The following is a 22,724-nucleotide window of genomic DNA, read 5'->3' as shown; positions in this document are numbered from 1 at the left end:
AAAGTCCCTGCCGCATACCGCAGTTCGGTGCCTGACCGCTTGGCCCCTACGGCGCAGCAAGCTAGTGCCTATGCCGGGCTTACGCCCGCCCTAGGCGCTTACCCCGCCCCAAAGGGGGGCGGGGCGACCTGAGGACGAGTCGAGCGGGGGCGCTCGACTCGTCCTCAGGTCTCTGGCACCGGGGGGCGCCAGAAGGAACAGATGAGGAGAAGATCACGACCGCACCGCACGCCACAGCGCCGAGCGAGCCCGCCTTCCCTGAGCGTGCTGCTCGCCGACGTCACCGCGACCCGCACAGCCGAGCCCGCAAGCTGACCGTCCGCCTCAACGCCGAAGAAGAAGCCGAGATCGCCGCCGCCGCTGCCCGCCGTGCCGTGGCCGTCGGCCGCTTCCTCGCCGTAAGCGCCCTCAACGCCGCCCGATCCGTCAGCCCCGGCAACGACCCGCAAGAGCAGCTCGACCGCACGGTCGACGAACTCGCCTCCGCCCGCGCGCACCTGGCCCGCGTCGGCAACAACCTGAACCAGGTCGCCTTCCAACTCAACGCCGGCGGCCACCCGCGCCCAGGTGAACTCGAAGGGATCCTGGCCGCCGTACGCCAGGCGGTGGGCACCGTAGACCGCACCGCTGCCGCGCTCGTCGGCGGGTGAGCGGTGGTACCCGATGTCGGCAAGGAACTCGGCTCCAACACGTACGGGTTGCTGGCCTACTTGTACGGGCCCGGCAAGCGGGAAGAGCACGAGGACGCGCACCTGGTCGCTTCCTGGGACGGGTATGCCCCCGATCCCGGCCGCGATCCGGCCGCGAACCTGATGCAGCTCTCCAGCGTGCTGATGATGCGGGTCAACCAACTGGGAGCCCGCCGTCCGAAGAAGTTCGTGTGGCACTGCCCGGTCCGCACCGCTCCGGGCGACCGCCACCTCAGCGACGAGGAATGGGCCCAGGTTGCCCGCCGCCTGGTGGACGTCGCCGGCATCGCGCCCGAGGGCGACCCGGACGGATGCCGCTGGATCGCGGTGCGCCACGCGGACGACCACATCCACATCATGGCCACCACCGTCCGCGGCGACCTGAAGCGGCCACGCTTGCGCGGTGACGCCTACCGGGTCCAGGCCGAGTGCCGCAAGATCGAAAAAGAATGGGGGCTGCGGCAACTCAAGGAAGGCGACGGCACTGCCGCAGAGCGCCCGACCAGCGCCGAGCTGTACAAGACGGAGCGACTCGGCCGCCCGGAGCCCGTGCGCCTTCAGCTGCGCGACAAGGTCCGCCAGGCTGTCGCGGGCGCCGCCGACGAGGCGGAGTTCTTCGACCGGTTGGTGTCCGCCGGCCTGCTGGTGAACCGCAAGCTCGGCCCGTCTGGCGACGTGCTCGGCTACTCCGTCGCCGATCCCGACGACCGCAACGCCGCAGGTGATCCGGTCCTCTACTCCGGGTCGAAACTGGCCCCGGACCTCTCCCTGCCGCGGATCCGAAAGCGGCTGGGTGCCTCCCCGCTGGTCGACCACCGCGGCGCCGAGCGGGGAGGATCAGCCGAGGGGGCGAAGCGCACGCCCGGCTCCCGCGCGGCGCAGGCCCGGCGCGCAGCCGCAGCGGCCGTGGACGACGCCACTCGCACCATCGAAGAAGGGAGCGAAGAGGAAGCAGCAGCGCAGCTCGTCGGTGCGATCGAGATCATCGACGTGGTCGCGGTGCGAGCACCCGCCGACACCAGGGCCCAACTCATCTCTGCGGCAAGGGCATTCGAGCGGGCATCGCGCTCCCACGTGCGTGCCGAGCGGGCCGACAACCGGGCGGTGCGAGCAGCTGCCCGCGAGATGCTCAGCAGCGGCTACACCGGGAACCGGGGCGAGGACGGCGGTGTGACCGCCATGCTGTTGTCGGCCCTGATCCTGCTGGCCATCGCCTCCGCCCGGTGGCACTCCGCGCGCTCGCACGCCCAGCAGGCCGCCGCCGCCAGCGCGGCGGCCGAGCAGCTGCGGGCGGCGTACGCCACGGTGGCCGCCCGCCCGATGGCGGCCATGGCAGCCCGTGGCCGCTCGCTGCCTTCGTCGGTGCGCGAGCGCCAGGACGCGGCGATCCGGGCGAAGCTGCCCGACGCGGGTGCCGGCGAGCACGGCGGAAGCGACTGGGACGCGCTGGCCGCCACCTTGGCCGAGGCGGAGGCTGCCGGCTACGACCCGGCCGCGCTCCTGGAGGAGGCCCGGAACCGCCGCGAACTCGGCACCGCAGACTCCGTCACCGCCGTCATGGTCTGGCGCGTCCGCCGGATCGCGAAGCTGTCGGCCGCGCCCTCGGCCAAGACCGAGACGACCGGCATCCGGGCCAAGGCCGCAGGTCCGGGGGCTCCGGCGCCCGCCCCCGGACGTCAGGCCCGCAACAGCCGACGGTGAACCCGCCCGGGGCCGTTCCCTCCGCAGACCTGCGCGAGGGAGCGGCCCCGGGGCAGCCCCTGGCTACTCGTCCCAGCTGGTCCAGCCGTAGCTGTCCGGGCCGTCACCGTCGGGGAACATGAAGTCGGCGAGCATCGGCTCGGCGCAGTAGCACTCGCCGTTGATGCAGTCCCGCGTCCCGGCACACCTGCCCAGGTCGGGGAGCGGGGGGAGCGGCCTGGGCAGGCTGGGCCGCTGGATCCGGACCACGGCCGGGACTACCTCCCCGTCCATCCAGACCCCCGTCGCCAGCAGCTCGTAGTCGTCGGGCTGGTCCATGTCGGCACCGTCGATCGTCAAGGTCTACCTCCAGAGTTCTGCCGACGACGTGGTCGGCGTGGTTGTCGCGGAAAGGCGGGTAGGGAAGGAGGGGCAGCCCCGCGCGGTGCTGCCCCTCCCGGGCCACGGCGGGTCGGCGGTGGCCAGCTGGCCGTGGCACTGGAGGCGGGTTCGGCTACAGCCGTACGAGCAGGACGGCCGAGATGATCAAGGCAGTCCGGTGGAGAGCCTGGTCGGCCAGGTGCACTCCGTTGAGTCCGCCGGAGCACAGTTCCGCGAACCCGGCGGAGCCGAGGCGGCGAAGGATCCACCGGACGGGCCAGCGCCGGTCCAAGATCGCGTGTGTGGCGAACGACCAGGCCACCGCGGTTGTCGTGCCGAGCGCGGTGACGGGGAGCGGTACGACGAGCCGGAGCGCGCCGTACAGGCCGGCCATCACGAGGTGATAGCTCACGCAGTGCGCCAGACAGGCTCCCCAACCACGGCGGGGGCTGACCCCGGCGGCGACCTCCTCCCGGCTCGGGGCACCCTTGTGCGCGGCCTGCCAGTCGGACTGGCCCAACACGTAGTCGGCCAGCACGTGGCCGACCCCGAGCACGGCCGCGACCGCTCCGAACGCTTCCGCGAGGTTGTGGTGCTCCATCAAGTCCTCCGTCCGTGGTGGGCCGGGCGCTTGTCGCACGGCCCCAGAAATGCGTGAAGGGGGCCGGCACCGAAGTGCCGGCCCCCTTCACGCCTGGGCGGGGAAGTAGTGCTGCCTGACGACAGCCTGTGCAGCAGGAAGTCGACTCAGGTCGTCTGGGGTGGTGACGGGCGCGCGCTACCACAAGATCGGCGCGATACGTCGGGCCGCCGAGCCCGGAGTCTGGCTGTCCGCCCGCCGACGGACGCGATCGATGCTCCGTCGGCGGGCGCACCACCCAGCCGCCGACCGCCAGCAGGAGCAGCATGTCCGTCTTCCCGTACCCGGAGCCCGGCGACCGCGCCGAGCGTGCCCAGCGCCGGGCACCGCAGGGCGACCGGGACTGGCTGCTGCGCTGCTACGTATTGCGCGGCACCGATGCCCTCGCGGGTTCCGTGATCACCTATGCCGTGCCGCTGTTGGTCCTCACCCTCACCCACTCGGTGATGTGGACCGGGGCGGCGTTCCTGCTGGAGTGGCTGCCCAGGCTCGCCGCGATCGTCCTCGGCGGCCCGCTGGTGGACCGGCACAGCCCGCAGACCGCGGTCCTGACGACCAGCCTGGCGCGCGCCGGGGCTGCCCTGCTCACCCTGGTGGGGATGAGCCTGGGAGTTGGCGTGTCCGTCGTCCTTCTGTTCGGCGTGGTGGCCGGCATGCTGGCCGAGGGCAGCTTCCTCGCGGTCGAGTCGCTCGGGTCGGAAGCCAGCCGGCGAGCCGGTGCCCAGGCGCACCGGGTGCAGTCGCGATTCACCGCGATCGACCAGAGTGCCGCCCTGCTGGGCCCGCTGATCGGCGGCGCGCTGCTGCTCGCCGGTCCGGCACTCCTGTTGGCCACCGTGGCCATCCTGTCCGCCGTCACCATCACCATGGCGCTGGTGATGCGTACCCCACGCGTGCGCCTTCGGCTGGTCACCGAGCAGCGCCGTGAGCGGGCCCGCGACGCCCTGGCCGGCGGTCTGAACGGCGTGCTCGGCACGCCGGCCCTCGCCTGGCTGGTCGCCACGCTTGCCGCCGCCAACCTGCTGTCCGGCCTCCTGCAGGTGTCCACCCCGATCACCGTGACCCGGGACCTGCACCACAGCACCGCCGCCACCGGCCTGGTGTGGAGCGTCGCGGCGTGTGCCTCCCTGCTGGCCGTCCTCGCCGCGAAGCCGGCCATCGACCGGTACGGCCTGTTCCCCGTGATCCTCACCTCTTCCGTCGTCACCTGCGCAGCCGCCGCCGGTGCCGCCGTCGCGCCGACCCTCGCCACCTACACCGCGGCGGTCGCCACCCTGATGGCCGCCGAAGGCGCCGCGACGGTCGCCCTGCGCACCGCCCGCGCCCGCCTGATCCCCGCCCGGCGCTTCGGCGCGACCTTGGCGGTCTGCGTCCTGCTCGTCCTGGCCCCACTCCCGCTGGCCGGCCTGCTGGTCGCCGTCGTCCCCGCCGGCGGGGTGCGCGCCCTTCTGTTCGCCGGTGCCGTCGCCGTCACCGTCGCCACAGCCTTCTGCCTAATCGGCCTCCACCAGCACCGTCACACCTACGAACACCCGGCCGCCGAGCCCGCCGCCCAGGACGAGGCCGACCGAGCCGAAGCAGCCTGACCCGCCCCCAACCCCTCGGAGACCGCCACCGCATGACCCTGCCCCGCACCGACGTACCCCAGGTCACCGCCCGCTGGTACGAAGACCCCGACGACGCCCCGGCCGACACCCGGCGGGCACCGCACCCCTCCCGCACCCGGGCCTGGGCGAGCGCCTGGTCGACGCTGACCACCGAGCGGATCCTGGAACACCACCACCTCCACCTGGCCGACCCTGCCACCGGGAACGCCGAGACCGTCTCCTTCTTCCTCACCACCGCGGACGGCTCCCCGTACTGGACGAGCCAGGAGACCGACGCCGGCCTCCCCCCGGTGTGGCCCGGCCGAGTCCTCTACGCCGGGAGCCCGCACGCCGAGTACAGCGGGGCCGGCACCGCGACCGCCGCGATGGCCACCGCCACCACCCGGGCCGGCCTCGACCTCGCCGCCCGGCTCGGCGCCAGCGCCCTCGTCCACCCCGGCCTCGACCAGGACCAGGCCGACCGGCTGACCGCCGCCGCCCGCGCCGCCGGTGCAAGCCAGGCCCTGGACCTGGCCACCGACGTCGCCTGGACCCGCACCCTCGGACCGACCCTCGATCAGTGGTGGCAGGGCATGCCCTCCCGCCAGCGCCGCGACATCCGCCGCCGCTGGCGCCGCGGCACCGAAGCCGGCCTCGTCCTCGACCCGCTCACCACCAGCCGCGGAATCCTCGACATGGTCCCCGCCTTCGCCCCGCTGGCCGCCGGCACCGCCGACCGCCACGGCACCCGGCTCTACGGCAGCGACATGTTCGAGCAGCTGCTCGCCGTACCCGGCACCGTCCTGCTCGCCGCCCGCCACGACGGCCGCCTCGTCGGCGGGATCTACGGCTGGCTGTACGACGGCTGCCTCTACCTCTGGGCGTCCGGCCTCGACTACGACCACCCGCTCGCCCCGCTCGCCTACACCTGGCTGATGTGCGAGTCCGCCCGTTGGGCCATCGACCAGGGCGCGATCCTCATCGACGCCGGCCGCGCCAACCACCTCGCGAAGGCCCGCCTCGGCCACCGACCGCGCATCCTGCGCACCGTCGTCCACCTGATCGGCCACCAGCCCGCCACCGAACGCGCGCTGCGGCGCCTGTCCGAGCGCCTGGGCGACCAGGCCGCCCCGCACCTGCCGACGGCGGCCCGCTGGTGAACACCGCCGTGCCCGCCGACCAGCCCGCCTCGCCGCCACGAACCGGAAGGACCAGCATGACCCCCACCGACACCCCGACGAACGACATCCACGACGAGGGAGTGCTCCTGGTGCTGGGCTCGGGAGACCGGGCGTACAGGTCGTACTGCCTCGCCTCCGCCGCCAGCCGCAGCCCGCTGGTCCTGGTGAACGCCACCGACCCGACCTGGCAGCTGGACTACGTCCGCGACCACGAGGTGGCCCACCTGGGCGACCTGGAGCAGCTGCGCTGGGTGGTCGCCCGCCTCGCCGAGCGGCACACCGTCAAGGGTGTGCTGACGTGGGACGAGTACGCGCTGGTGCCGGCCGCGCAGCTCGCCGCCGACCTCGGCGTGCCCGGCCAGTCCTCGGCCACCGCCGCGGCCTGCCGCAACAAGTCCGCCTCGCGGGCGGTGTGGGCGTCGGAGGGTGTGCCATCCGCCCAGTCGATCCGGGTCACCTCCCTGGTGACCGCAGCCCGTGCGGCCCGCCGCATCGGATACCCCGTGGTCCTGAAGCCGAGCGCGCACGCGGGCAGCATCGGCGTGATCAAGGTGGAGAACCCCGACGACCTGCCCGGCTCGTTCGCCTACGCCAGCGGCCGGGCCGAGGACCAGGGCGAGGAGGGCAGCGGCATCCTCGTCGAGGAGTACCTGGCCGGCCCCGAGATCTCGGTGGAGTGCGTCACGGTGCACGGCATCACCACCGCGGTCGCCGTCACCCGCAAGGAGCTCGGGCCCGAGCCCCACTTCGAGGAGATCGGCCACGTCGTGTCCGCCGGCGATCCGCTGCTCGCTCGGGTCGGCCCGGTCGCCGAGGCGGCCCTGGACGCCCTCGGCATGAACTCCGGCGTCTCCCACGTCGAGATGCGCCTGACCGCCGACGGCCCCCGCTTGATCGAGGTCAACGGCCGCATCGGCGGAGACCTCATCGGGCACCTGGTCCGGCTCGCCACCGGCATCGACCTCGCCGCCGCGGCGGCCGACATCGCCCTCGGCCGCGAACCCGACCTCACCCCCAGCCGCTCGGCCGCCGCCGGCGTCCGCTTCCTCTACCCGGCCACCTCCGGCACCGTCCGCACCGCCCGCCCCCGCCCCGAACTGGGCAACCCCGCCTGGCTGGAGCGCCTGGTGTGGGAGTGCGAGCCGGGCCGGCAGGTCCTCCTGCCCCCGGCCGGCGACCTCGGCACCGCGCGCCTGGGCCACCTGGTGGTCACCGGCGCCGACGCCGCCCAGGTCCACGAGCACCTCGCCCACGCCGAGGGCCTGCTCGACATCGCGGTCGCCCCTGCCCCGACCGAGGGCTGACCACCTGAACGGCGGCGGGCCCGGCGCACTGCTCGCGCCGGGCCCGCCCCGCGACCGTATCCGCTCGCCTGCGCCGCCGACACCCCCACACCCAAGCCGACCACCGAGAACAGGAACGTGGACCTCCCCTCCTACGCCACCGCCCTCGCCGCCCGCCTGCCCGGCGCCTGGACGGCCGAGCACCACCAACACCTCGATGCGGACATGGCCGACATCCTCTCGATGCTCGCCCTCGGCCCCATCCGGTTCGCCGACTTCCGCAACGCCTCCGTCCTCACCAGCCCCGACCGGCCGATCGGACTCCTCGTGGTCGAGGAACAGCACAACACCGGACACAGCTACACGATCCGCTCGACCGCGATGACCGACGGCAACTCCTACACCCAGCACGCGGTCGATGGGGAACAGCTCGAACTCTCCGTCCCCGCCGACCCGGCGACCGCAGCAGCCGACATCGAGCACACCCTGCTGCCCCTCCACGACCGACTCCAGGCCCGCCACCGGCTGGCCGTCCTCGAAGAAGCCCTCCGCGGAGCCCAACAGGCCCTCGACCACTGGGACTCGATCTCCGACGGTCTCTGCGACGAAGAAGGCTGGCCGCTGGACGAGCAGCTCTACGACGACGGCAAAGTCCGCCGCGACGCCACCGCGCTCGCCCACCTGCAGCGGGTCCTGCCCCACGCCGACGCCCTCCTCCAAGACGGCCGCGCCGCCCACCGGCTCCTGCCGCCCGGGCGGGAATCCGACCGCGCCGGCTACTACCTGCGCACCCTGGCCAGCGCCTTCGAGGACGCCAACCGGACCCTCGACCAGTGGAAGCCCACCCTGCAGTGCCACAGCCGGCCGGACGGGGCACCGATCGAGCCCGGCCACACCGCCGCGGTGGAGGAACGCAACGCGGAGTTGTGGTCGACGATCGACACCTGGCTCAACGCCGGACCTGTCCTCGCTGTTCTCCTGCGCGGCGCCGCCGTCTCCACCGCGCCGGCCAGCCGCACCGCCGCTGCGGAAGCGCGCTCACCCCGAATCCCCATGGCGGCCTCCGCCCTCGTCGTGCAGGTCCTGCGCGCTGAACACGCGCTGCCCGCCCCACCCCGAGCACCCCGGAGGTGACATCGGGTGCTCGCCGCGCAGAACCGGCGGACTCCGCGCAGCGGAGCAGAAGACATCACAGTCAGGTAACGATCGGCAGTATCGGGAATAAATTCGGCCAACACATGGTTTAATCCGGCATCTCTACGAAAGGGCTGCACTTGTCGGATTCGCCGAGACCTCACAACGGCCATGGCCCCAACGACCCGACCGAGCCGGCTGATCTCCCGCCGCTCGACCGCATCGAGTTCTCGATCCCCGACTTCCCCACCCTCTCCCAGGACAAGCCCGTGATCCGGGCGGTCCCGCACCACGACGAGCTGAACTCCCGCGGCATCGTGATCACGTGCGAGGAGTGCAAGGCCGGCCGCGACTGGCTGCTCCTCAGCATCCGCCGGCATGTCTTCGTCCGCTGCCGCTGCGGCCACGAGTGGCTCGAGGATGACCTGACGGTCGAGTACTTCGAGCAGCACTACTCGACGCCCACCGCCGCGTGGGATGACTTCGAGACGGCCATGGCCTCGACCGGCTACGACGGCTCCTGGGCGGGGATGTACCTCAACTGAACCGGCGGGCCGCAGCCGCCACCGGCGCTCGGACGGTCCCTGACCCGGCCCGGGTGGACTCCGCGAAACGACACGAAGGGGCGGCACCGCGAGAAATCGCGGTGCCGCCCCTTCACCGTTGCCCCAGCGGGGCGCCGCACCTACTGATCGTGGCGGCGGGCGAAGCCGTGCCCGTCCCTCTCGACCTGGCCGGAGCTCAGCAGCCGGGCAAGGCTGAGCCGTACGACGGCGACCCGCAGGCCGAGGCCGACGGCAAGATCGTCAGGTGTGGCCGCACCGGAGGCCAGTGCGGCGAGCACAGCGCGGTCGGCGTCGGCATCGAGCCATCTGCTCACGCGGTGCAGCGCGAGTGCGGACACCCCGCACGCGGCGAGCTCAACGGCGGCCCATGCGCCGTCGTGGCGCAGGCCCGCCACGACGGCGACGGCACCGGTCAGGGCGGTGAGAGCGATGAACACCACCGCCACGTCGCGCAGGCCGCGGCGGGAGATGTTCGGGTTGGTGGTCACAGAACCTCCTGGGGTAGGGGAGCGTAGCGGGACTGGGAGAAGAAGTCGCAGTCGGTACGGGGAGGGCGGATTCGGCAGATCCCGCACGGGCGCTCGGATTTGCCGGGGACAACGTGGTGGTGGCAGAAGGTTCGACCACCACCGTCGGCGCGCATCGGGTGGGCGACGACGAGTTCGGCGAGCTGGCCGGGATCGCTCCACCCGCAGTAGCCCTCGCGGGGATGGGGCCGCCCGTGTCCGCCGTCGATGCCGCCGACGGCCAGCAGGTAACGGTCGGAGGGGGCGAGGTAGGCCAGCACGTGGTAGCGGGTCCGCTCACCCGCACTGTTCGCGGGACCGTAGGCGGTGCCGAACGCGCGGGCGATGTTGCCGACGCGGTCACCGCGCAGGTCGAGGGTCTCGGGTTCCAACGGGCCTCCGTGGTCGCGGTGCTCGACGCGGGGTGCGTCGATGACTGGGCCGCCGGGCCGGGGCGCGGCGGCGTGCGAGGAGGCGATGGTCAGCAGTGCGGGCAGCGCTGCCGGGGAATCCGGCGCTCAGAGGGCTCGACGACGGCCGGGACACGGACAAGCAGGGCCCGCGCGACGACCAACTGGAGGGTCATCAGAAGCAGCCCCACGCGGACGGCGGCGTGTTCGCTGAGCAGCAGCGCGTCGAGGGCCAGGCCCACGGCGGCGGCGCTGATCAGGTACTCAGCGAGGGCGAGGCGACGACGGGCAGGCAGGCGGAGAGTACGAGGGATGGCGCGTCCTTTCAGGAGGGCGACGAGGAGGTGGTGGCCGGGCGGGGGATGGAGCGGTCGACCATGGAGGTGAGAAGGTCGATCACCAGCTCGGCGGGAGTGTGCCGGTTGAAGGTGGCCCGCCAGCCGGGCTGCCGGGCGGTGCCGTGCAGCGCGATGATCCAGGTGTCGACGTGTCGGTTGTCCGGCTGGTAGCCGACGTAGACCTGGGTGCACGGCGACGCGGCGTGCAGGCCGCCCTCGGCGTCGATCACCCAGGACCAGCCGTGCTCGTAGAGGAAGGCGCTGATGGCGTTGGGGTTGCCCTCGCCGAGCGGCCAGGCGCGGTGGGCGATGGTGTCGCCGGGACGCAGGCCGCGGACAACGGGAGCGGAGATCACGACGGACAGGGGAGGACCCTCCTTCGGGCTGGCGCTGCGAGGTCGTCCATGTTGACTTGGACTGCCCCGATTTGCGTAGTCCTTTCAAGGGGTTGCTGTCTGCCGCAGGCGAACATGCCGAAGACCCAGGAGGTCGGCGAGCTTCGCTGCGCCGACGCAGACCCGCACGCCTTCACCGGCAACCACCGGTAGTCGTACCGGGTCACCGAGCACCGGATTGCCCCGGCCCCGCCCGCAGGAGCGGCACAGCACCGCGGCGAGCGCCGGACCGGGGGCGGTTCTCCGCCGCGCCCATGGCTCGGTGGGCGTCTCAGCGTGTCCTGCGGATGGCGTCGGTTGCCGCCTTGGCGATGGCGGCGGGGGCGCTGGAGGGCCGGGGCAGGTGGAGCAAGGTGGTCCCCGGTAGGTGGCGGGACTCCTTGTCGAGGGTGAGCTGGAGTACGGCGCAGCCGGCAGTGGTGAGGCGCCGGATGCGGGTGACCGCGTTGGCGGTTTCGTTGGGGGTGTACTTGGCGTCGGTGACGATCACCAGGAGGCGGCCGGCACCAGGGCGGCTGAGGTCGAGGCCATGGTCGAGCGCATCGAGGGCGTCGCCCAGGTTGTGGCTGGCGCCGCGGGCGTCGAACGTCGTCACCCGCGCCGGCGCCCGGTGGCTGGGCCTGGTCAGTGCGGTCAGATGCGTGTCGTAGGCGATGGTGGCGGTGCGGGAGTCGGGGTCGGTCAGGGCCGCTGCACGGGCCACGATCCAGGCAGCGGATGCGACGGGACCGCAGGCGGCGCGCATGGAGCCGGAGACGTCCACCGCGATCCCCACCCGCAACGGCGGGGTGGGAGAGTGGCGGCGCCGGGTGGCGGTGAACGGCTCTGCGGTGGGCACCGCGCCGGCGGCGCGCTGGGCGTCGCGGGCGAGGGCCTGGCGCATGTTGAGGCGGCCGGGCGGGGTGGGGCTGGTGGTCCGTTCCTCGGTCCGTTCGCGATAGGCAGCGGCCCGGAGGGCGCGGCTCAGGCGCGCCGCAGCGGTTTGCTCAGCGGTGGTAGGCCGGCGGGTGCCGGTGACGGGGTTGCCGTAGGGCGCCGGTGTGCCGTCGGCGTTGACGGTTCCGCCGCCGGAGTTGAAGACCGACTTCGCGGTGGCGGCGGCCTGACGTCGCCGACTGGCCTGCTGGGCACGGTCCTTGGCCTGTGACCTTGCCCGGGTGGCCACGGCGTCGTCCGCGGCGGCCTGTGCCGCGAGGTCGGCACGGTCGTTGGCGGCCATGCTGTCCATGACGACCCCTGCGGCAGCGGACAACAGATCGGTGAGGTCCTCCGGCGGGGCGGGCAGGGACGGTGCAGCGGCGTCCAGAGCCTCGCACCAGTCCCGGGCGTGCGCGAGCATGGTGGTGGCGTCGTGGTCGGCGCACCGGTGTGCTGCGGTCCAGATGCCGGTGAGGGTGGCCAACAGGTCGGCGCCCAGGACCTGTTCGCACAGTTCGGCGACGGCTCGGGTCTCGCCGGCATCCAGGATGCCGACGTCACGGCGGCCGAGGATCAGGGCCGCCACGCTGGCGGCGTGCTCGACGCCCTGGAAACTCGGGTTGGCGATGTCGGGCATGACCAGGGTCCGAGCGCTGGTGCGCAGGTACGTGCGGTCCATCGGACGCCTGGTCAGGTGGGCGCCTTCGGCCCGGCTCTCCTCCAGCAGGAGCGCGGCCTCGACGACGCGCGGGTCCGCGCCGTCCGGCCGCTTCCAGACGGAGTGGGCCGCGTGGGCGGCCTCGTGGACGAACACCCCCCATGCGGCGGGATAGCGTTCCTCGTCGCCCACGATCCGCGGATGGACTTCGTGGGGTTGGAGGGGGGCGAACAGCTCGGCATCGAACTCGACCTCCCCCAGTCCGGGGAAAAACGCGGCCGGTGCGCCGCTGCGGGTGCCGGGGCGGCAGGTGACGAGCAGGTCCTGGCGGCCGGAAAGGGCGACCAGGCGGTCGCCGAGCTCGGCTCCCACGCGCAGCCACGCGGCCGGCGACGTACGGGGCCGCGCGGGCGGGGCGCCGTCGTCGTCCCAGCGTGCGAGGTCGGCGGCGTCGTCGGGCGCGGTGGCGGAGGACTGGACGTGGTGGTGGGCGCTCATCGCTGGCGGCCCCGGTTCGCGGAGGCGGTGCTGCCCGGGGTCTGCCGGGCGGCTGGAGCGGTCGCGGCGGAGAGCTGCTTGCCGAGGGTGAGGGGCGCGAGCTGCCTGACACCGACAGCCTTGCTGACGGCCTCGGCGACGGCGTCGCGGTCCTCGATGGGCGCGATTCCGACCAGGTTCGCGAGCGCTGCCCGGGTACCGAGTACGGCCTCCGTCTTCTGGTAGCTGAGCAACTCGCGCAGCTGGGGGGCCCAGCCCAGCTCTCCGAGTTCGACCTGTTTGGCGAGGTTTCGGGCAACCCGGACCACCCGGGCATCGATCCGCAGCGCCAGAGCCAGGTCGTAGTCCGTGCCGACCTGGATCTGCACGCTGAAACGACTAGCGAGCGCCTCCGTCAAAACCGCCCCGTGGACGCCTGGATTGTGGCCCGCCACGACGAAGAAGCCGGCCTTGGCCTGGACGGTCTCGCCCTTGTGAGCCTTGACCTGGATCTGCCGGCGTCCGTCCATGGCCGGGTACAAGGACGCCATCACTTTGGGGGAGATCAGAGTGGCGTCGTCGATCAGCAGGGCGCGGCCCTCCTGCATGGCGACGACCAACGGCCCGTACTTGAAGACGTACTTGCCGTCATCGTCCTGCGTGTACTCGCCGATCAGGTCGCCGACCGTGGTGTCGCCGTCGCCGGCCACGGTGAGCAGGTCGGGGAAAGCGGCCTCCACCAGACTCGTCTTGCCGGTGCCAGGAGGACCGTAGAGCAGCACCGGTATGTCGGCGCCGCGTAGGCGCGCCAGCGCTTCGACGTCGGGAAGGTCGGCCAGCTCTCGGGGGTGGTAGAGCTGTCCCCCCGCGCGGCGGATCGGACCGGTCTGCTTCGGTGCGGGTGCGGGTGCGGGTGCGGGTGCGGGTGCGGGTGCGGATACGGGTGCGGGTGCGGGAGCGGCCGTGCGGGCCGTGGCCGCGGCAGCGCGGGGAGAGTGGGTTCCCGGTGGACTGATCACCGGGGTCCGCCCGGCTGCAGCGGTCTTCGCGTTCGCGCGGAACTGCTTTCCGGTGCCAATCCGGTCGGCCTCGCCGCGTTTCACCAGCGTCTCGACCGCTTGCACGACGGCACCGCTGGAGTGGCCCAGCGCCTTGGATATTTGCCCGGTCGTGAGCGCGTCCGCCGGCCGGTCGGCCAGCAGACGGGCGATCTTGGCCCGCAGCTCTCCGGGCCTGGCGTGTGCCGTAGCGGTGGGCGGTGCGGGGTTGGTCAAGCGGGGAACCTCCTAGGGGTTGACGCAGGCGGGTGCACCGCACCCCGGTGATCAGCGGACGGGCTTCCGCGGGGGCGGTGGGGCGGTGGTGGCCGGGGAGCTGGGTGTAGGTGCAGCCGATGTCGGCGCGCTGCCGGAGAGGGCGGCGGCCCGCCGCTCCGACGGGGTGGCCCGGCCGTCGGCGGTGACCGGGGTGACGATGGCGACCTTCCGGTCGGTCGCGTCGAGGTGGAGGCCGGTGGTGCTGCGCAGCAGGGGTTCAGGGGAGGCGAGGTCGCGGCAGAGGGCGGCAGCGAGGCGTGAGGGGGTGTTCGCGCTGATCTCCGCTATCCAGTGGCCGAGCACGCGGTGGCACGTGATGCGGGCGGCGGGTTTGCCGCGCAGGTCGTGGAGAGCTGTCGGGACGTCGCAGTGGGCGGCGACGTAGCCGTCGGGTGAGTGGAAGGTGACGGCCCCGCGGGGCGCGACAGCGCTCTTCCACCCGGCCTCGGCCAGGGGCAGAAAGCCCAGGCCGAGGACACCAGCCTGGAACGGGCTGCGCGAATCCGGTCCGGCTTCCTCCAGCATGGCGAGTGCCTCGTCGACGACGTCGGCGATCAGCTCGGGTGGGACGAGGTCGCCGCTGGTGATGCGCCAGGCGACGCTCGCTCCTCGGTGCTGGGCACCCCAGACCCGCCAGGCGGTGCTCTGCCGCGTCCGGTCGTCGGTGCCGTCGGGCCAGGCGAGGCCGAGCCTGCCGCACGGGCTGGTCATCGAGTTCGCCTCCGTTGTCCAGCCCAGGGAGGTGAGATGTGCTGAAATCTGCTCGGCTCCGCCTTGTCCAGGGCCGGCGTAGTGGCGGGGGGTCACGGTGACCAGGGCCGGTTCGGGGCCGGTTCCGCGCGGTGGTTCGGCGGTGGTTGGGGCGGGGGTGGTCGGCAGGGGGGTCTCCAAGTCGGGCGGGAGGTTCGGGGCCGCCAGCAGGGGGCGCCACCGGGGCAGGGTGGCGGAGGCGGCGGGTTCGATCGTGACCCGAGCCAGGTGATGGGCGGGGATCTCGCTGCGGCGGCGCAGCGCCGTGTTCGAGACCAGCGTCACCGCTGCCGTGCGCAGGACCGCCTCAGGAGTCCACGGCGAGGCGATGACCTCCCACGCCAGCTCGGAGCTGGTGTTACCCAGGCTGAAGGCGAGTGTGCGCTCAGGGTGGGAGGGCACCAGGAGGGTGGCGGCACCGGGGGAGTGGATGAACGTTCGCCAGGGGCCCCGCTTGATCGTCCATCCGGCGTCGGAAAGGATCCGCGCGATGTCGTCGCCGGCCCTGCGGTCGGCAAGGACAGCGGCTGGGTCGCTGTTGAGTCGGTCGGCGGCCTCCAGGACGAGACCGTGGGAGAGCTCGTACGGCGTCCTGGGGCTGAACCAGGCACACCAGAGCTCCGTGGCGTCCGGCTCCCCGCTGTCGTGGGCGGAGAGTTTCCAGTGGTTCTGGAGGATGCGGCGGCCGAGGGGGAAGTCGCCGCGCTCCAGGGCCATGCGGCGGCAGGGGCTGACGAGCAGGGGTTCTTCGGGGGTACTGTCCGGGTCATGCTCCCACCCGTACGCGCTGATGAGGTGGTCGCCCAGGTCACCGGGCGGAGTCCCGGAGCCAGCGAGTTCCAACGGGCGGACGGCGACCAGGTCGTCGGCATCGGGTTCGGCGGGCAGGGGAGGTCTCCAGGAGCGCAGGGGTGGGGTCAGGACGGGCGGCGCCGCGGGGCCAGCACCGATGCGGCACCGGCGGTGCGCGGCTGGCCGGTGGACTGCGGCGTGGCGGGCAAGGGCCGGAGGCCGGCGCTGCGGGCGGCACCGGAGCGACCGTTGTGCGGCAGCTGCTCCGTGACGGGCTGGGTGGTCAGCAGGTTCCGGTGGCGGGCCGGCAGCTGGTCTGCCCGGCGGACGGCGGGGCCCAGGAGGGCGCGGACGGCGGCGGTCAGCAGCGGCTCGGGGGCCATCGCGGTGAACCTGATGGTCCAGGTTCCGGTGTCGGCGGCGCCGGTTAGCATCACCTCGCTGCTGGGGGCCTCCAGCGGGAAGGTGAGGGCCGCGCGGCGGTCCGGGGCGGAGACCAGCTCGTAGCCGTCCCGGTGGTGTCCGGACCAGCCGGCCGCGAGCAGCGCGGCGCGGGCGTGGTGGCCGACAAGGCGGCCCGTGCTGGTGGGGAAGCCCGGGGTGTGGCGGGTGCCGGCGGCGGCTTCGTCGAGCAGGGCCCGGGTGATCTCGGCCGGCACCTGGTGGCAGAAGCCGATCGACCAGCCGATCCCGGTGAGGGACAGCGGGGCCGTGCCCGATCCGTTGGAGAGCGCGATGCCGGTGGTGCCGCTTACGAGGACTACGTGGGTGGGTGAGTTGTAGGGGCGGAACCAGCCGTGCTCGGTGGTGAGGAGGGAGGGCAGGTCGGTGTCGCCGGGCCCGGCGAGGTGGACGGGGCGGACGGCGAGGAGCGGGTCGGTGGGTGCGAGGGAGGCAGTGGGCACAGATCTCGTTCGGTCAGGGGGCCGGGACTCGGCCTCGGCCCGAATGCGGGATGGCCGGGCGCAGGGGCCCGGCGGAGAAGACGACGGCCGGTGCGGTGCCGGTGGGCAGGCTCGTGCGGGCAGTGGCCGCGCGGACCCGGCGGTGCCCGTCGTCGGCGGGCGGTCCGGGGCAGAGCCCGCGTTCCTCGACCAGCAGCAGTGCGTGGTCGAGACGGGGCAGGAGCCTGCGGCGGACCGTCTCGGCCGCTCGGGCCGGTGACCCGCTGACGCTGACGCCGAACGGCGTCAGGTCCTCCACCGTGCCGGGATCCGTGCCGGTGGGGACGAGCGGTGCGATCAGGTAGCGGCCCGGGCGGAGCGGGCGCGGGAGCACGACCAGCTCCCGGCCCTGGCTGTCACGCAGCATCCCGAGACGGTCGTTGACGAACTCCAGCAGGGCCCACTGGGTGATCCCGAGGTCCCAGAGCTGCTCGTACACCTCGGTCAGCGCCGCCGACCGGCTCACGTCCGCGAGTACTGGCTCCCACGTTCCGGGGAGCCGGCGGGCCACCTGATCGGTGAACGCCTCCAGGGCGCGGTCGTCCCTCACCGCAGCCGCCCCCGGTCCGCGACCGTGGGCAGCTGCGGTCCGGCCGGATCGGGCGAGGGGCCGCGGGAGGCCGGGGCGGTGCCCGAGCGGGCGGCGCTGGAGCGGCCGGTGCTCGCCGCGACGACCTGCAAGTACGGCAGGTGCGTCTCGGGCAGCGACCGGCGGGTCCGCAGCACCGGGGCCGGGTCGACGGCGGTGAGGGCCGCTGCCGTGACCATGTACGACGGCGTGCTGCTGGTGAAGTCCGCGGACCAGGCACAGAACCGGTCGTCGATGCCCGCGGTGAGCGTCCATGAGGGAGGAGCCTGGCCCTCCAGTTCCTCGTAGCGCCCGAACTCGGCCGAGTTGTGCTGGAGCACGACCTTCGGGTCCGGCGCGCTGAAGGTGGTCCACACACTGGCGGTCCGGCTCGTCCAACCGTGCCGGTCTAGCTCGAAGGGCGAGACGTACTCGCTGTCGGCCGGCCGGGCGTCGCCGGTCACGGTCTCGGCGACGAGTCGGGTCACCTCGCCGAGGACCTCGGCTGGCGTCTTGTAGCTGAAGTTGGCCTTCCACGTGGGCACGCCCAGTGGGCCGGCCAGCGCGGTGATCTGCCAGGCGTCCCGGGTCCGCTCGGGAAGGTGTGCGACGCGGACGGTCCGGCAGTCGCTCTCCCACAGCCGCCCGCTGCGAAAGGTCGCGGACCGCCAGCCCGCCTCGCTGGTCAGGGCCGCTACCGCCCGCTCGACGGGGCCGGGCCCGGCCAGGTACAGCGGGCTGACGGCCACCGGGGTCTCCAGGCCGTTCCCGTCGGCGAGGAGTTCGGCCGCGGTCGGCAGCGCTGCGCGGGCCTCGGCCTCGCGCCGGTCGGCCTCGGCCAGCTCGGCGAGGGCGCGGGCGACCACCCGCTGCGGCAAGTCGGCGCTGGTGCGGACGAGCGGGCTGCTGTCGGCGACGGCGCCGTTCACGGCCGCGATCAGGTGCAGCGGCGTGCACGAGCTGAAACCTGCGGTCCAGCCCACGTCCGGGTCGCCCGATGCGACGCGCCAGGTGAAGCCGCTCTGCACATCGGAGGCCATCTCGACGGCCGGATCGACGAGCGGGCCGACCTCGTACTCGACCTCGCCGTCGTCCGAGGTGGTCAGCCAGCGACCGTCGGCGCAGACCGTCGGCCAACCCGCCTCGGAAGCAGCCTCGTTGGCGTCGGCGAGTGTGCCCTCCAGCGACATGAAGGTGCCCGTGGTGTCGCTGACCGCGTCGTACTGCAGGGAGTCGGAAAGCGCTCCGAGGAACGCCCCGACGATCTCCGGCGGGGTGGCTCGGCTGAATCCGCCGCGCCAGGTGGGGACGGCGAACGGGTCCAGGGCCGCGGTGACCTGCCACGACTGCTCCCGGTCGGGGCGGTAGCCGACGCGAACACGGTGGCACGGGCTGGTGGCGACCACCTCGGTGAGATACGGGCCGAGAGCCACAACCCGCCAGCCGCGCAGCGGCTCGAAGACGGCGTCGACGGCCTCCCGGTCGCCGGGGCCGGCGAGGTAGCGGGGGCGGACGAGGGTTTCGACGTCGGGATCGTGGTGCGGCAGATAAGTGTCGGGCAAGGGCGACAACTCCAGAGTGGGGGGTGGTGCAGCGAGCGCCGGTGTCAGCGGCCGGGGCGGCGGCGGGTGCTGGGATCGGTGGCCGGCGGCGGTGTCGGCGAGTTGGTCGGTGAGGGCTTGAGCGGTGCGACGCGATGCCGGGCCGCCTGGGCCCGAGTGGCTGCCGGAAGGGGCGCGGAGGTGTCCCGGGTCCACTCGTACGCGGCTTTGAGGCTGTCGAACTGCCCGTGGCGGACCGTGTAGGCGGGGCTCTTCTCGTCGGGCACCCGCCAGAAGAAGACCTCCGCCGCTGGGCCGGAGGTCTGCTGGGCGTCGGTGGCGATCACCCAGGTCTCGTACGGCGGTTCGTGGCGGCTGAAGGTGTCGTGGACCTCGAACCTCTCGCCACTGCCACGCAAGAAGTCCTCCAGCCGCTCGGTCTCGGCATCCAGCGGATCGCTCCACCCCTTCGGCTCCAAGACCCTGCTGGGGTCCGCCCCGCGGCCCACCAGCCAGTTCTGCGCCAGCGGGATCAGTGCGTGGGAGGTCATGGTGGCCCGGACCGTGCGGGTGCCCGGGGTGCGATCGAAGTGGGCGGCGACGATCTGCGGTGCACCAGGCCGCTCGTCGTAGGAGGCGTATGCGTCGAGGAGGAGGAAGTAGTCGTGCAACCGCGCTCCTGGGCGGCGCGGGGTGTCCGACGCCCACTGCTTCGCGATCATCCACAGCGAACTCTCGGGGTGGAACAGCCGGTTGATGGTCCGGGCCGACTCGGCATCGGCCGCGTCGAACTCGTCGAGGTCGAGTTCGTCATGGGCGTCGTGGAAGGAAGCGATGTACAAGGGCGAGGGTGGTCTTTCTGGTCAGCGGCGAGGGACGGACCGGTGGCTGGGGGCGGTGGACGGCGGTGGAGCGGTCCAGGGAATCGGTGTCGAGCGGACCGTGGGGGGCACGCCGGCCCCGGTCTCGGAAGGACCGTGGCGGTTCCGGACCGATGCCGGGGACCGGCAGGCCCGGGGGCGGGCGTTCGCTTCCTGCTCCGGGCCGCGGCCGGGAATCTGGGGTTGGAGCGGCTCGGTGGTGCGTTCCGGTTGATGTTGTTCGAAGAGGCGGGCGGCCTTCGTCCACCAGGACGCGGCGAGATCGCCGTTGTCTTGTACGGCTCGGCACTGGGCGCGGTGAGCCCCCAGCCCACCGGTGAGGGGCGCGAGGGCATGGGGCACGGCACTGGTGACCAGCTCGACGTACGCCCGCCCGCCGAGGACGATCACATCGGCGTCGTCCAGGTCCAGACGCCGGGCCTGGGCGCGGATGGTGACGGCGCTCACCGCCTTGGCGTCCCCGAGCTTCACGTCGTAGTAGAGGAGGCTGCGGTCCAGCTCCACCAGTCCGTGGAGGGCGCTGACGATCACCGGCCGACGGCGTCCAGCTGCGAGCGCGTCGGCGGCGGCGCGCAGCGATCGGTGGTACTGGCCCCGGTAGAGATCGCCGGCCGGTAGGGCGTTGGGGCGGCCGAACTCGTTGACCCCGGGATCGAACTTCAGTGAGCCACAGGAGATCACCACGATCCTGCGGCGAGGGGTCTGCACGCCGTGCCGTTCGGCGTAGGCCCGGCCGGCGGCGGTGAGGTGGATGTCCGGAGGGCCGAAGAGTTCGTCGTACTGATAGGTGCGGTCCCCGATGGTGAACGGGCGCATGTGGGCGAGGCCCTCGTCCACCAGGACGCGGTGGGTGCGGGCGTTGAAGGTGTTCGGGACTTGGTGGTCGGGGTCGGCGGCGGCGGCGAGGACGGCCTGGTGGGGCTGGGCGGCAAGCTGGTGTGGTGTCGGCAAGCTGTTCCTTCGTCGTAGTCGGGGTTCGACGGGACCTGCCGTCCGAGCCGCGGGGGACCTCCGGGCGAAGGGAGTTGACGGGCGGGCAGTCCGGCGTCAGAGCCGGTCGGCGGCGGGGGCCAGGGCGCGGCGCAGCCGAGGCAGGGTCAACGTGGAGTCGAGGCGTCCGGCGGCGAAGAACACCGGGGCCCCGCTGCCGCCGGTGTCGCCGGGGCGGGCGAGGCTGTAGCCGACGGCGGCGCCCTGCGCGTCGGTTCGCCAGCGCACGAGCACGCCGCGGGCGGCCAGCGCCGAGGCGTAGTCGTCCACGGTGGTGGCTTCTTCCAGGGCCTGGCGCATCTGCTGCTGGAGCCAGACGCGGGACGTCTCGTCCCAGCCCTGGCGTTCGGCCTTGATGATCTCGGCGGTGGTCGGGTAGCTGGTGCTGGTCCGTTCGCCGAGCCCGACCCGGCGCAGCCCCCACTCGGCCTCGATGGCTCGGCACTCGGCCTGGGCCCGCATCGCGTCGCGGTGCATGGCGGGCCGGGCGCCGGTGGGCAGGACAGTGACGGCGGCGAGGTGGATGTGGTGGACGGCGTGGCGGACCGCCACCCACCGGCAGCCGGGGCCCTGATCGGGTGCGAGACCGGTGGCCCGGACGATGCGACGAGCCACCTGGGCCCACTGCTCGTCGCTGAGGGCGGGGTCCTCCGGGGCTGCGCGGACGGAGCAGTGCCACACCCGGTTCGGCGGCACCGCCCCCAACTCGGCGGCGCGCAGCCGGGCGTGCTGGTCGAGGCGGTCCGCGAGCCGGCTGACGCTCGCACCCGGCTGACGTCCCGGGTCGGGGGCGCCGTGCAGGTCCCACGCGGCGACGAGGTGCGGATCGACGTGTTCCTCGCGCCGGCCCGGCCCGTAGAGGTAGGCCAACAGCGGACGGATGCCGTTGCCCCGGGAGACGTCGGGGATCACGACACCTCCAGCACGGCGTCCAGGACGGTGTATGTTCGCTCGGCGACGGCCGGAAGAACCGCGAGCGCGGCCTCCTGCCCCGGCCCGGTCTGCGACTCGCGGACGGCGGCGACGGCGGCGTTCAGCTCACCGGCCACGCGGTCGAGGGCTTCGACGAGCGGGCGCCGCGGGTCGCGGTCGGGGCGCTGGATCGGATCGCCGCACTGCGCGGCGGCCAGGGCGGCGTTGCCGATGAACCCGGCGGTTGTGAGGCGCTCGGCGGCGGCGCGCTCGCCAATGGCGGTGATGGCCGCTGGGGTGAACCGCACCGTGGTCTGCACGCTGCGGCGCTCCGCCGTGCGCGGTCGCCGCTGCGGCCTGGCGGTGGCCGGAGACTGAGTGCTGTCGGTCGGGGAGATCTGCGGTCCTTCCAGTGGGTGGTGGTGCGTCAGCGGCGGTGCGGCCGGGTGGGGCTGTTCTCCGGCGTAGCGGGTGCCTGCGCGGGGCCCGGGGCGGAGAAGGTGATCGCGACGGAGCTGTGCGCTCCAGCGCCGGCGGCGCGGGCGCTGGGGGCGGCGGTCAGCGGCGGCAGCGGGTTGTCCGGGTGCCCCAGCCGGTCGACCCAGCTCCGGGCGGCTTCGATGGTGGCGAAGCCGCCCTGGCGCAGGGAGTAGGAGTGGTTCGCCGTGTCGACGTCCTCGTAGAAGACGCGGACCGGTTGCTGGCCCGGATCGGGCCGGCTGTCGGTGGCGATGATCCACGTCTTGTAGAAGTCCGGACTGTCGTGGGTGTAGTCGTCGCGGATCCCGAAGCGGTCTCCGGAGACGGCCAGGAAGTCCTCCAGGTCCCGGGTGGCCTGGTCGGTGCTCATGGGGTCCTCGACATCCACGGCGAGCTGGCCCGGGTCTGCACCGCGGGAGATGAGCCAGTTCCGGGCGAGTGCGGCGATGGGGTGGCGGCTGTAGTCGAAGCGGTACGTGCCCAACCCGAGGTCGCGCTCGACGTGGACGGCCGCGTACTGCGCGAGGCCGGGGACGTCGGCCCAGGTCACGGTGCCGTCGTGCACGACATAGAAGCTCTCGGCGAGGAGTTCGGTGTGCGGGTTCGCTGCGTGCTGGACCGCCAGCGAGGTGTACATGTCCAGGCTGAAGCAGAGGTGGTCGAGCCTCGACTCGTCGTCGGCGGTGACCGGTCGGAGGCCGTCGACGT

General features: G+C 73.1%; 24 protein-coding genes. 7 read left to right on the top strand and 17 right to left on the bottom strand.

Features of this window, described 5'->3' with window-relative positions:
* The first annotated feature begins 128 nt into the window (after positions 1–128).
* Positions 129–650, top strand: a complete 522-nt coding sequence (locus ACFC0B_RS25480; protein ID WP_376090333.1) for a hypothetical protein — start codon at positions 129–131, stop codon at positions 648–650.
* 3 nt (positions 651–653) lie between these two features.
* Positions 654–2,390, top strand: a complete 1,737-nt coding sequence (locus ACFC0B_RS25475) for a relaxase/mobilization nuclease domain-containing protein (protein WP_376090050.1) — start codon at positions 654–656, stop codon at positions 2,388–2,390.
* 63 nt (positions 2,391–2,453) lie between these two features.
* Here ACFC0B_RS25475 and ACFC0B_RS25470 read toward each other — a convergent pair whose 3' ends face one another.
* Positions 2,454–2,729 (bottom strand): hypothetical protein, encoded by a 276-nt coding sequence (locus tag ACFC0B_RS25470; protein ID WP_376090047.1) that lies wholly within the window; start codon positions 2,727–2,729, stop codon positions 2,454–2,456.
* Between the two features lie 154 nt (positions 2,730–2,883).
* Positions 2,884–3,351: a hypothetical protein gene (locus ACFC0B_RS25465; protein ID WP_359817105.1), complete on the bottom strand. Its 468-nt coding sequence runs from the start codon at positions 3,349–3,351 to the stop codon at positions 2,884–2,886.
* A 305-nt stretch (positions 3,352–3,656) separates the two neighbouring features.
* On the opposite strand from ACFC0B_RS25465, the gene ACFC0B_RS25460 reads away from it, so the two are divergent.
* The 5 genes from ACFC0B_RS25460 (at position 3,657) to ACFC0B_RS25440 (ending at position 9,119) form a co-directional block, all read left to right on the top strand.
* Positions 3,657–4,976: an MFS transporter gene (locus ACFC0B_RS25460; protein ID WP_359817107.1), complete on the top strand. Its 1,320-nt coding sequence runs from the start codon at positions 3,657–3,659 to the stop codon at positions 4,974–4,976.
* Between the two features lie 32 nt (positions 4,977–5,008).
* The gene (locus ACFC0B_RS25455; protein WP_376090043.1) at positions 5,009–6,136 is read left to right on the top strand and encodes a GNAT family N-acetyltransferase; all 1,128 of its coding nucleotides are present in this window, start codon (positions 5,009–5,011) and stop codon (positions 6,134–6,136) included.
* Positions 6,137–6,192: 56 nt separating this feature from the next.
* Complete coding sequence (locus ACFC0B_RS25450) at positions 6,193–7,461, top strand: ATP-grasp domain-containing protein (RefSeq protein WP_376090040.1); 1,269 nt, start codon at positions 6,193–6,195, stop codon at positions 7,459–7,461.
* Positions 7,462–7,578: 117 nt separating this feature from the next.
* Positions 7,579–8,574: a hypothetical protein gene (locus tag ACFC0B_RS25445; protein ID WP_359817112.1), complete on the top strand. Its 996-nt coding sequence runs from the start codon at positions 7,579–7,581 to the stop codon at positions 8,572–8,574.
* 140 nt (positions 8,575–8,714) lie between these two features.
* Entirely contained in the window at positions 8,715–9,119 is a 405-nt protein-coding gene (locus ACFC0B_RS25440) for a hypothetical protein (protein WP_359817114.1), read from the top strand.
* Positions 9,120–9,259: 140 nt separating this feature from the next.
* Here the strand turns inward: ACFC0B_RS25440 and ACFC0B_RS25435 are convergent, their stop codons facing one another.
* From ACFC0B_RS25435 to ACFC0B_RS25365, 15 genes are all read right to left on the bottom strand, one after another.
* Positions 9,260–9,628, bottom strand: a complete 369-nt coding sequence (locus tag ACFC0B_RS25435) for a hypothetical protein (RefSeq protein WP_376090036.1) — start codon at positions 9,626–9,628, stop codon at positions 9,260–9,262.
* Positions 9,625–10,038, bottom strand: coding sequence for a hypothetical protein (locus ACFC0B_RS25430; RefSeq protein ID WP_376090033.1), 414 nt, complete (start codon positions 10,036–10,038; stop codon positions 9,625–9,627). The genes ACFC0B_RS25435 and ACFC0B_RS25430 overlap by 4 nt, the downstream gene beginning before the upstream one ends.
* A gap of 89 nt (positions 10,039–10,127) precedes the next feature.
* A complete protein-coding gene (locus ACFC0B_RS25425) occupies positions 10,128–10,298 on the bottom strand; it encodes a hypothetical protein (protein WP_189277789.1) in 171 nt (56 codons plus the stop codon).
* Positions 10,299–10,381: 83 nt separating this feature from the next.
* Complete coding sequence (locus tag ACFC0B_RS25420) at positions 10,382–10,750, bottom strand: DUF317 domain-containing protein (RefSeq protein ID WP_376090030.1); 369 nt, start codon at positions 10,748–10,750, stop codon at positions 10,382–10,384.
* 310 nt (positions 10,751–11,060) lie between these two features.
* The gene (locus ACFC0B_RS25415; protein WP_376090027.1) at positions 11,061–12,863 is read right to left on the bottom strand and encodes a hypothetical protein; all 1,803 of its coding nucleotides are present in this window, start codon (positions 12,861–12,863) and stop codon (positions 11,061–11,063) included.
* Positions 12,860–14,053 (bottom strand): AAA family ATPase, encoded by a 1,194-nt coding sequence (locus tag ACFC0B_RS25410; protein ID WP_376090330.1) that lies wholly within the window; start codon positions 14,051–14,053, stop codon positions 12,860–12,862. The genes ACFC0B_RS25415 and ACFC0B_RS25410 overlap by 4 nt, the downstream gene beginning before the upstream one ends.
* Positions 14,054–14,167: 114 nt before the next feature.
* On the bottom strand, positions 14,168–15,625 hold the full coding sequence (locus ACFC0B_RS25405; RefSeq protein WP_376090024.1) for a DUF317 domain-containing protein: 1,458 nt from the start codon (positions 15,623–15,625) through the stop codon (positions 14,168–14,170).
* 200 nt (positions 15,626–15,825) lie between these two features.
* Positions 15,826–16,605 carry a hypothetical protein gene (locus ACFC0B_RS25400; protein ID WP_376090021.1) on the bottom strand — a complete coding sequence of 260 codons (780 nt, stop codon included), beginning with the start codon at positions 16,603–16,605 and terminating at the stop codon, positions 15,826–15,828.
* Positions 16,606–16,618: 13 nt separating this feature from the next.
* Positions 16,619–17,194: a hypothetical protein gene (locus ACFC0B_RS25395; RefSeq protein WP_189277777.1), complete on the bottom strand. Its 576-nt coding sequence runs from the start codon at positions 17,192–17,194 to the stop codon at positions 16,619–16,621.
* Positions 17,191–18,774, bottom strand: a complete 1,584-nt coding sequence (locus ACFC0B_RS25390; protein ID WP_376090018.1) for a DUF317 domain-containing protein — start codon at positions 18,772–18,774, stop codon at positions 17,191–17,193. The genes ACFC0B_RS25395 and ACFC0B_RS25390 overlap by 4 nt, the downstream gene beginning before the upstream one ends.
* Positions 18,775–18,818: 44 nt before the next feature.
* A complete protein-coding gene (locus ACFC0B_RS25385; RefSeq protein ID WP_376090015.1) occupies positions 18,819–19,595 on the bottom strand; it encodes a hypothetical protein in 777 nt (258 codons plus the stop codon).
* A 21-nt stretch (positions 19,596–19,616) separates the two neighbouring features.
* A complete protein-coding gene (locus tag ACFC0B_RS25380) occupies positions 19,617–20,585 on the bottom strand; it encodes a DUF6884 domain-containing protein (RefSeq protein WP_376090013.1) in 969 nt (322 codons plus the stop codon).
* 96 nt (positions 20,586–20,681) lie between these two features.
* On the bottom strand, positions 20,682–21,536 hold the full coding sequence (locus ACFC0B_RS25375) for a relaxase/mobilization nuclease domain-containing protein (protein ID WP_376090010.1): 855 nt from the start codon (positions 21,534–21,536) through the stop codon (positions 20,682–20,684).
* The gene (locus tag ACFC0B_RS25370) at positions 21,533–21,856 is read right to left on the bottom strand and encodes a hypothetical protein (protein WP_376090007.1); all 324 of its coding nucleotides are present in this window, start codon (positions 21,854–21,856) and stop codon (positions 21,533–21,535) included. The genes ACFC0B_RS25375 and ACFC0B_RS25370 overlap by 4 nt, the downstream gene beginning before the upstream one ends.
* Positions 21,857–21,963: 107 nt before the next feature.
* Positions 21,964–22,653 carry a hypothetical protein gene (locus tag ACFC0B_RS25365; protein WP_376090004.1) on the bottom strand — a complete coding sequence of 230 codons (690 nt, stop codon included), beginning with the start codon at positions 22,651–22,653 and terminating at the stop codon, positions 21,964–21,966.
* Positions 22,654–22,724 lie beyond the last annotated feature (71 nt).

The organism is Kitasatospora sp. NPDC056184, from assembly GCF_042268405.1.
In the GTDB taxonomy this organism is placed as follows: domain Bacteria; phylum Actinomycetota; class Actinomycetes; order Streptomycetales; family Streptomycetaceae; genus Kitasatospora.
Note: the sequence above shows the minus strand (reverse complement) of the source record. Positions and strands in the feature narration are given on the sequence as shown.

Excerpts from the sequence above, each read along its gene's own strand:
- ACFC0B_RS25465 (WP_359817105.1), bottom strand. The coding sequence starts at position 3,351 with ATGGAGCACCACAACCTCGCGGAAGCGTTCGGAGCGGTCGCGGCCGTG.
- ACFC0B_RS25460 (WP_359817107.1), top strand. The coding sequence starts at position 3,657 with ATGTCCGTCTTCCCGTACCCGGAGCCCGGCGACCGCGCCGAGCGTGCC.
- ACFC0B_RS25455 (WP_376090043.1), top strand. The coding sequence starts at position 5,009 with ATGACCCTGCCCCGCACCGACGTACCCCAGGTCACCGCCCGCTGGTAC.
- ACFC0B_RS25450 (WP_376090040.1), top strand. The coding sequence starts at position 6,193 with ATGACCCCCACCGACACCCCGACGAACGACATCCACGACGAGGGAGTG.
- ACFC0B_RS25415 (WP_376090027.1), bottom strand. The coding sequence starts at position 12,863 with ATGAGCGCCCACCACCACGTCCAGTCCTCCGCCACCGCGCCCGACGAC.
- ACFC0B_RS25405 (WP_376090024.1), bottom strand. The coding sequence starts at position 15,625 with ATGGCCCTGGAGCGCGGCGACTTCCCCCTCGGCCGCCGCATCCTCCAG.
- ACFC0B_RS25365 (WP_376090004.1), bottom strand. The coding sequence starts at position 22,653 with ATGTACACCTCGCTGGCGGTCCAGCACGCAGCGAACCCGCACACCGAA.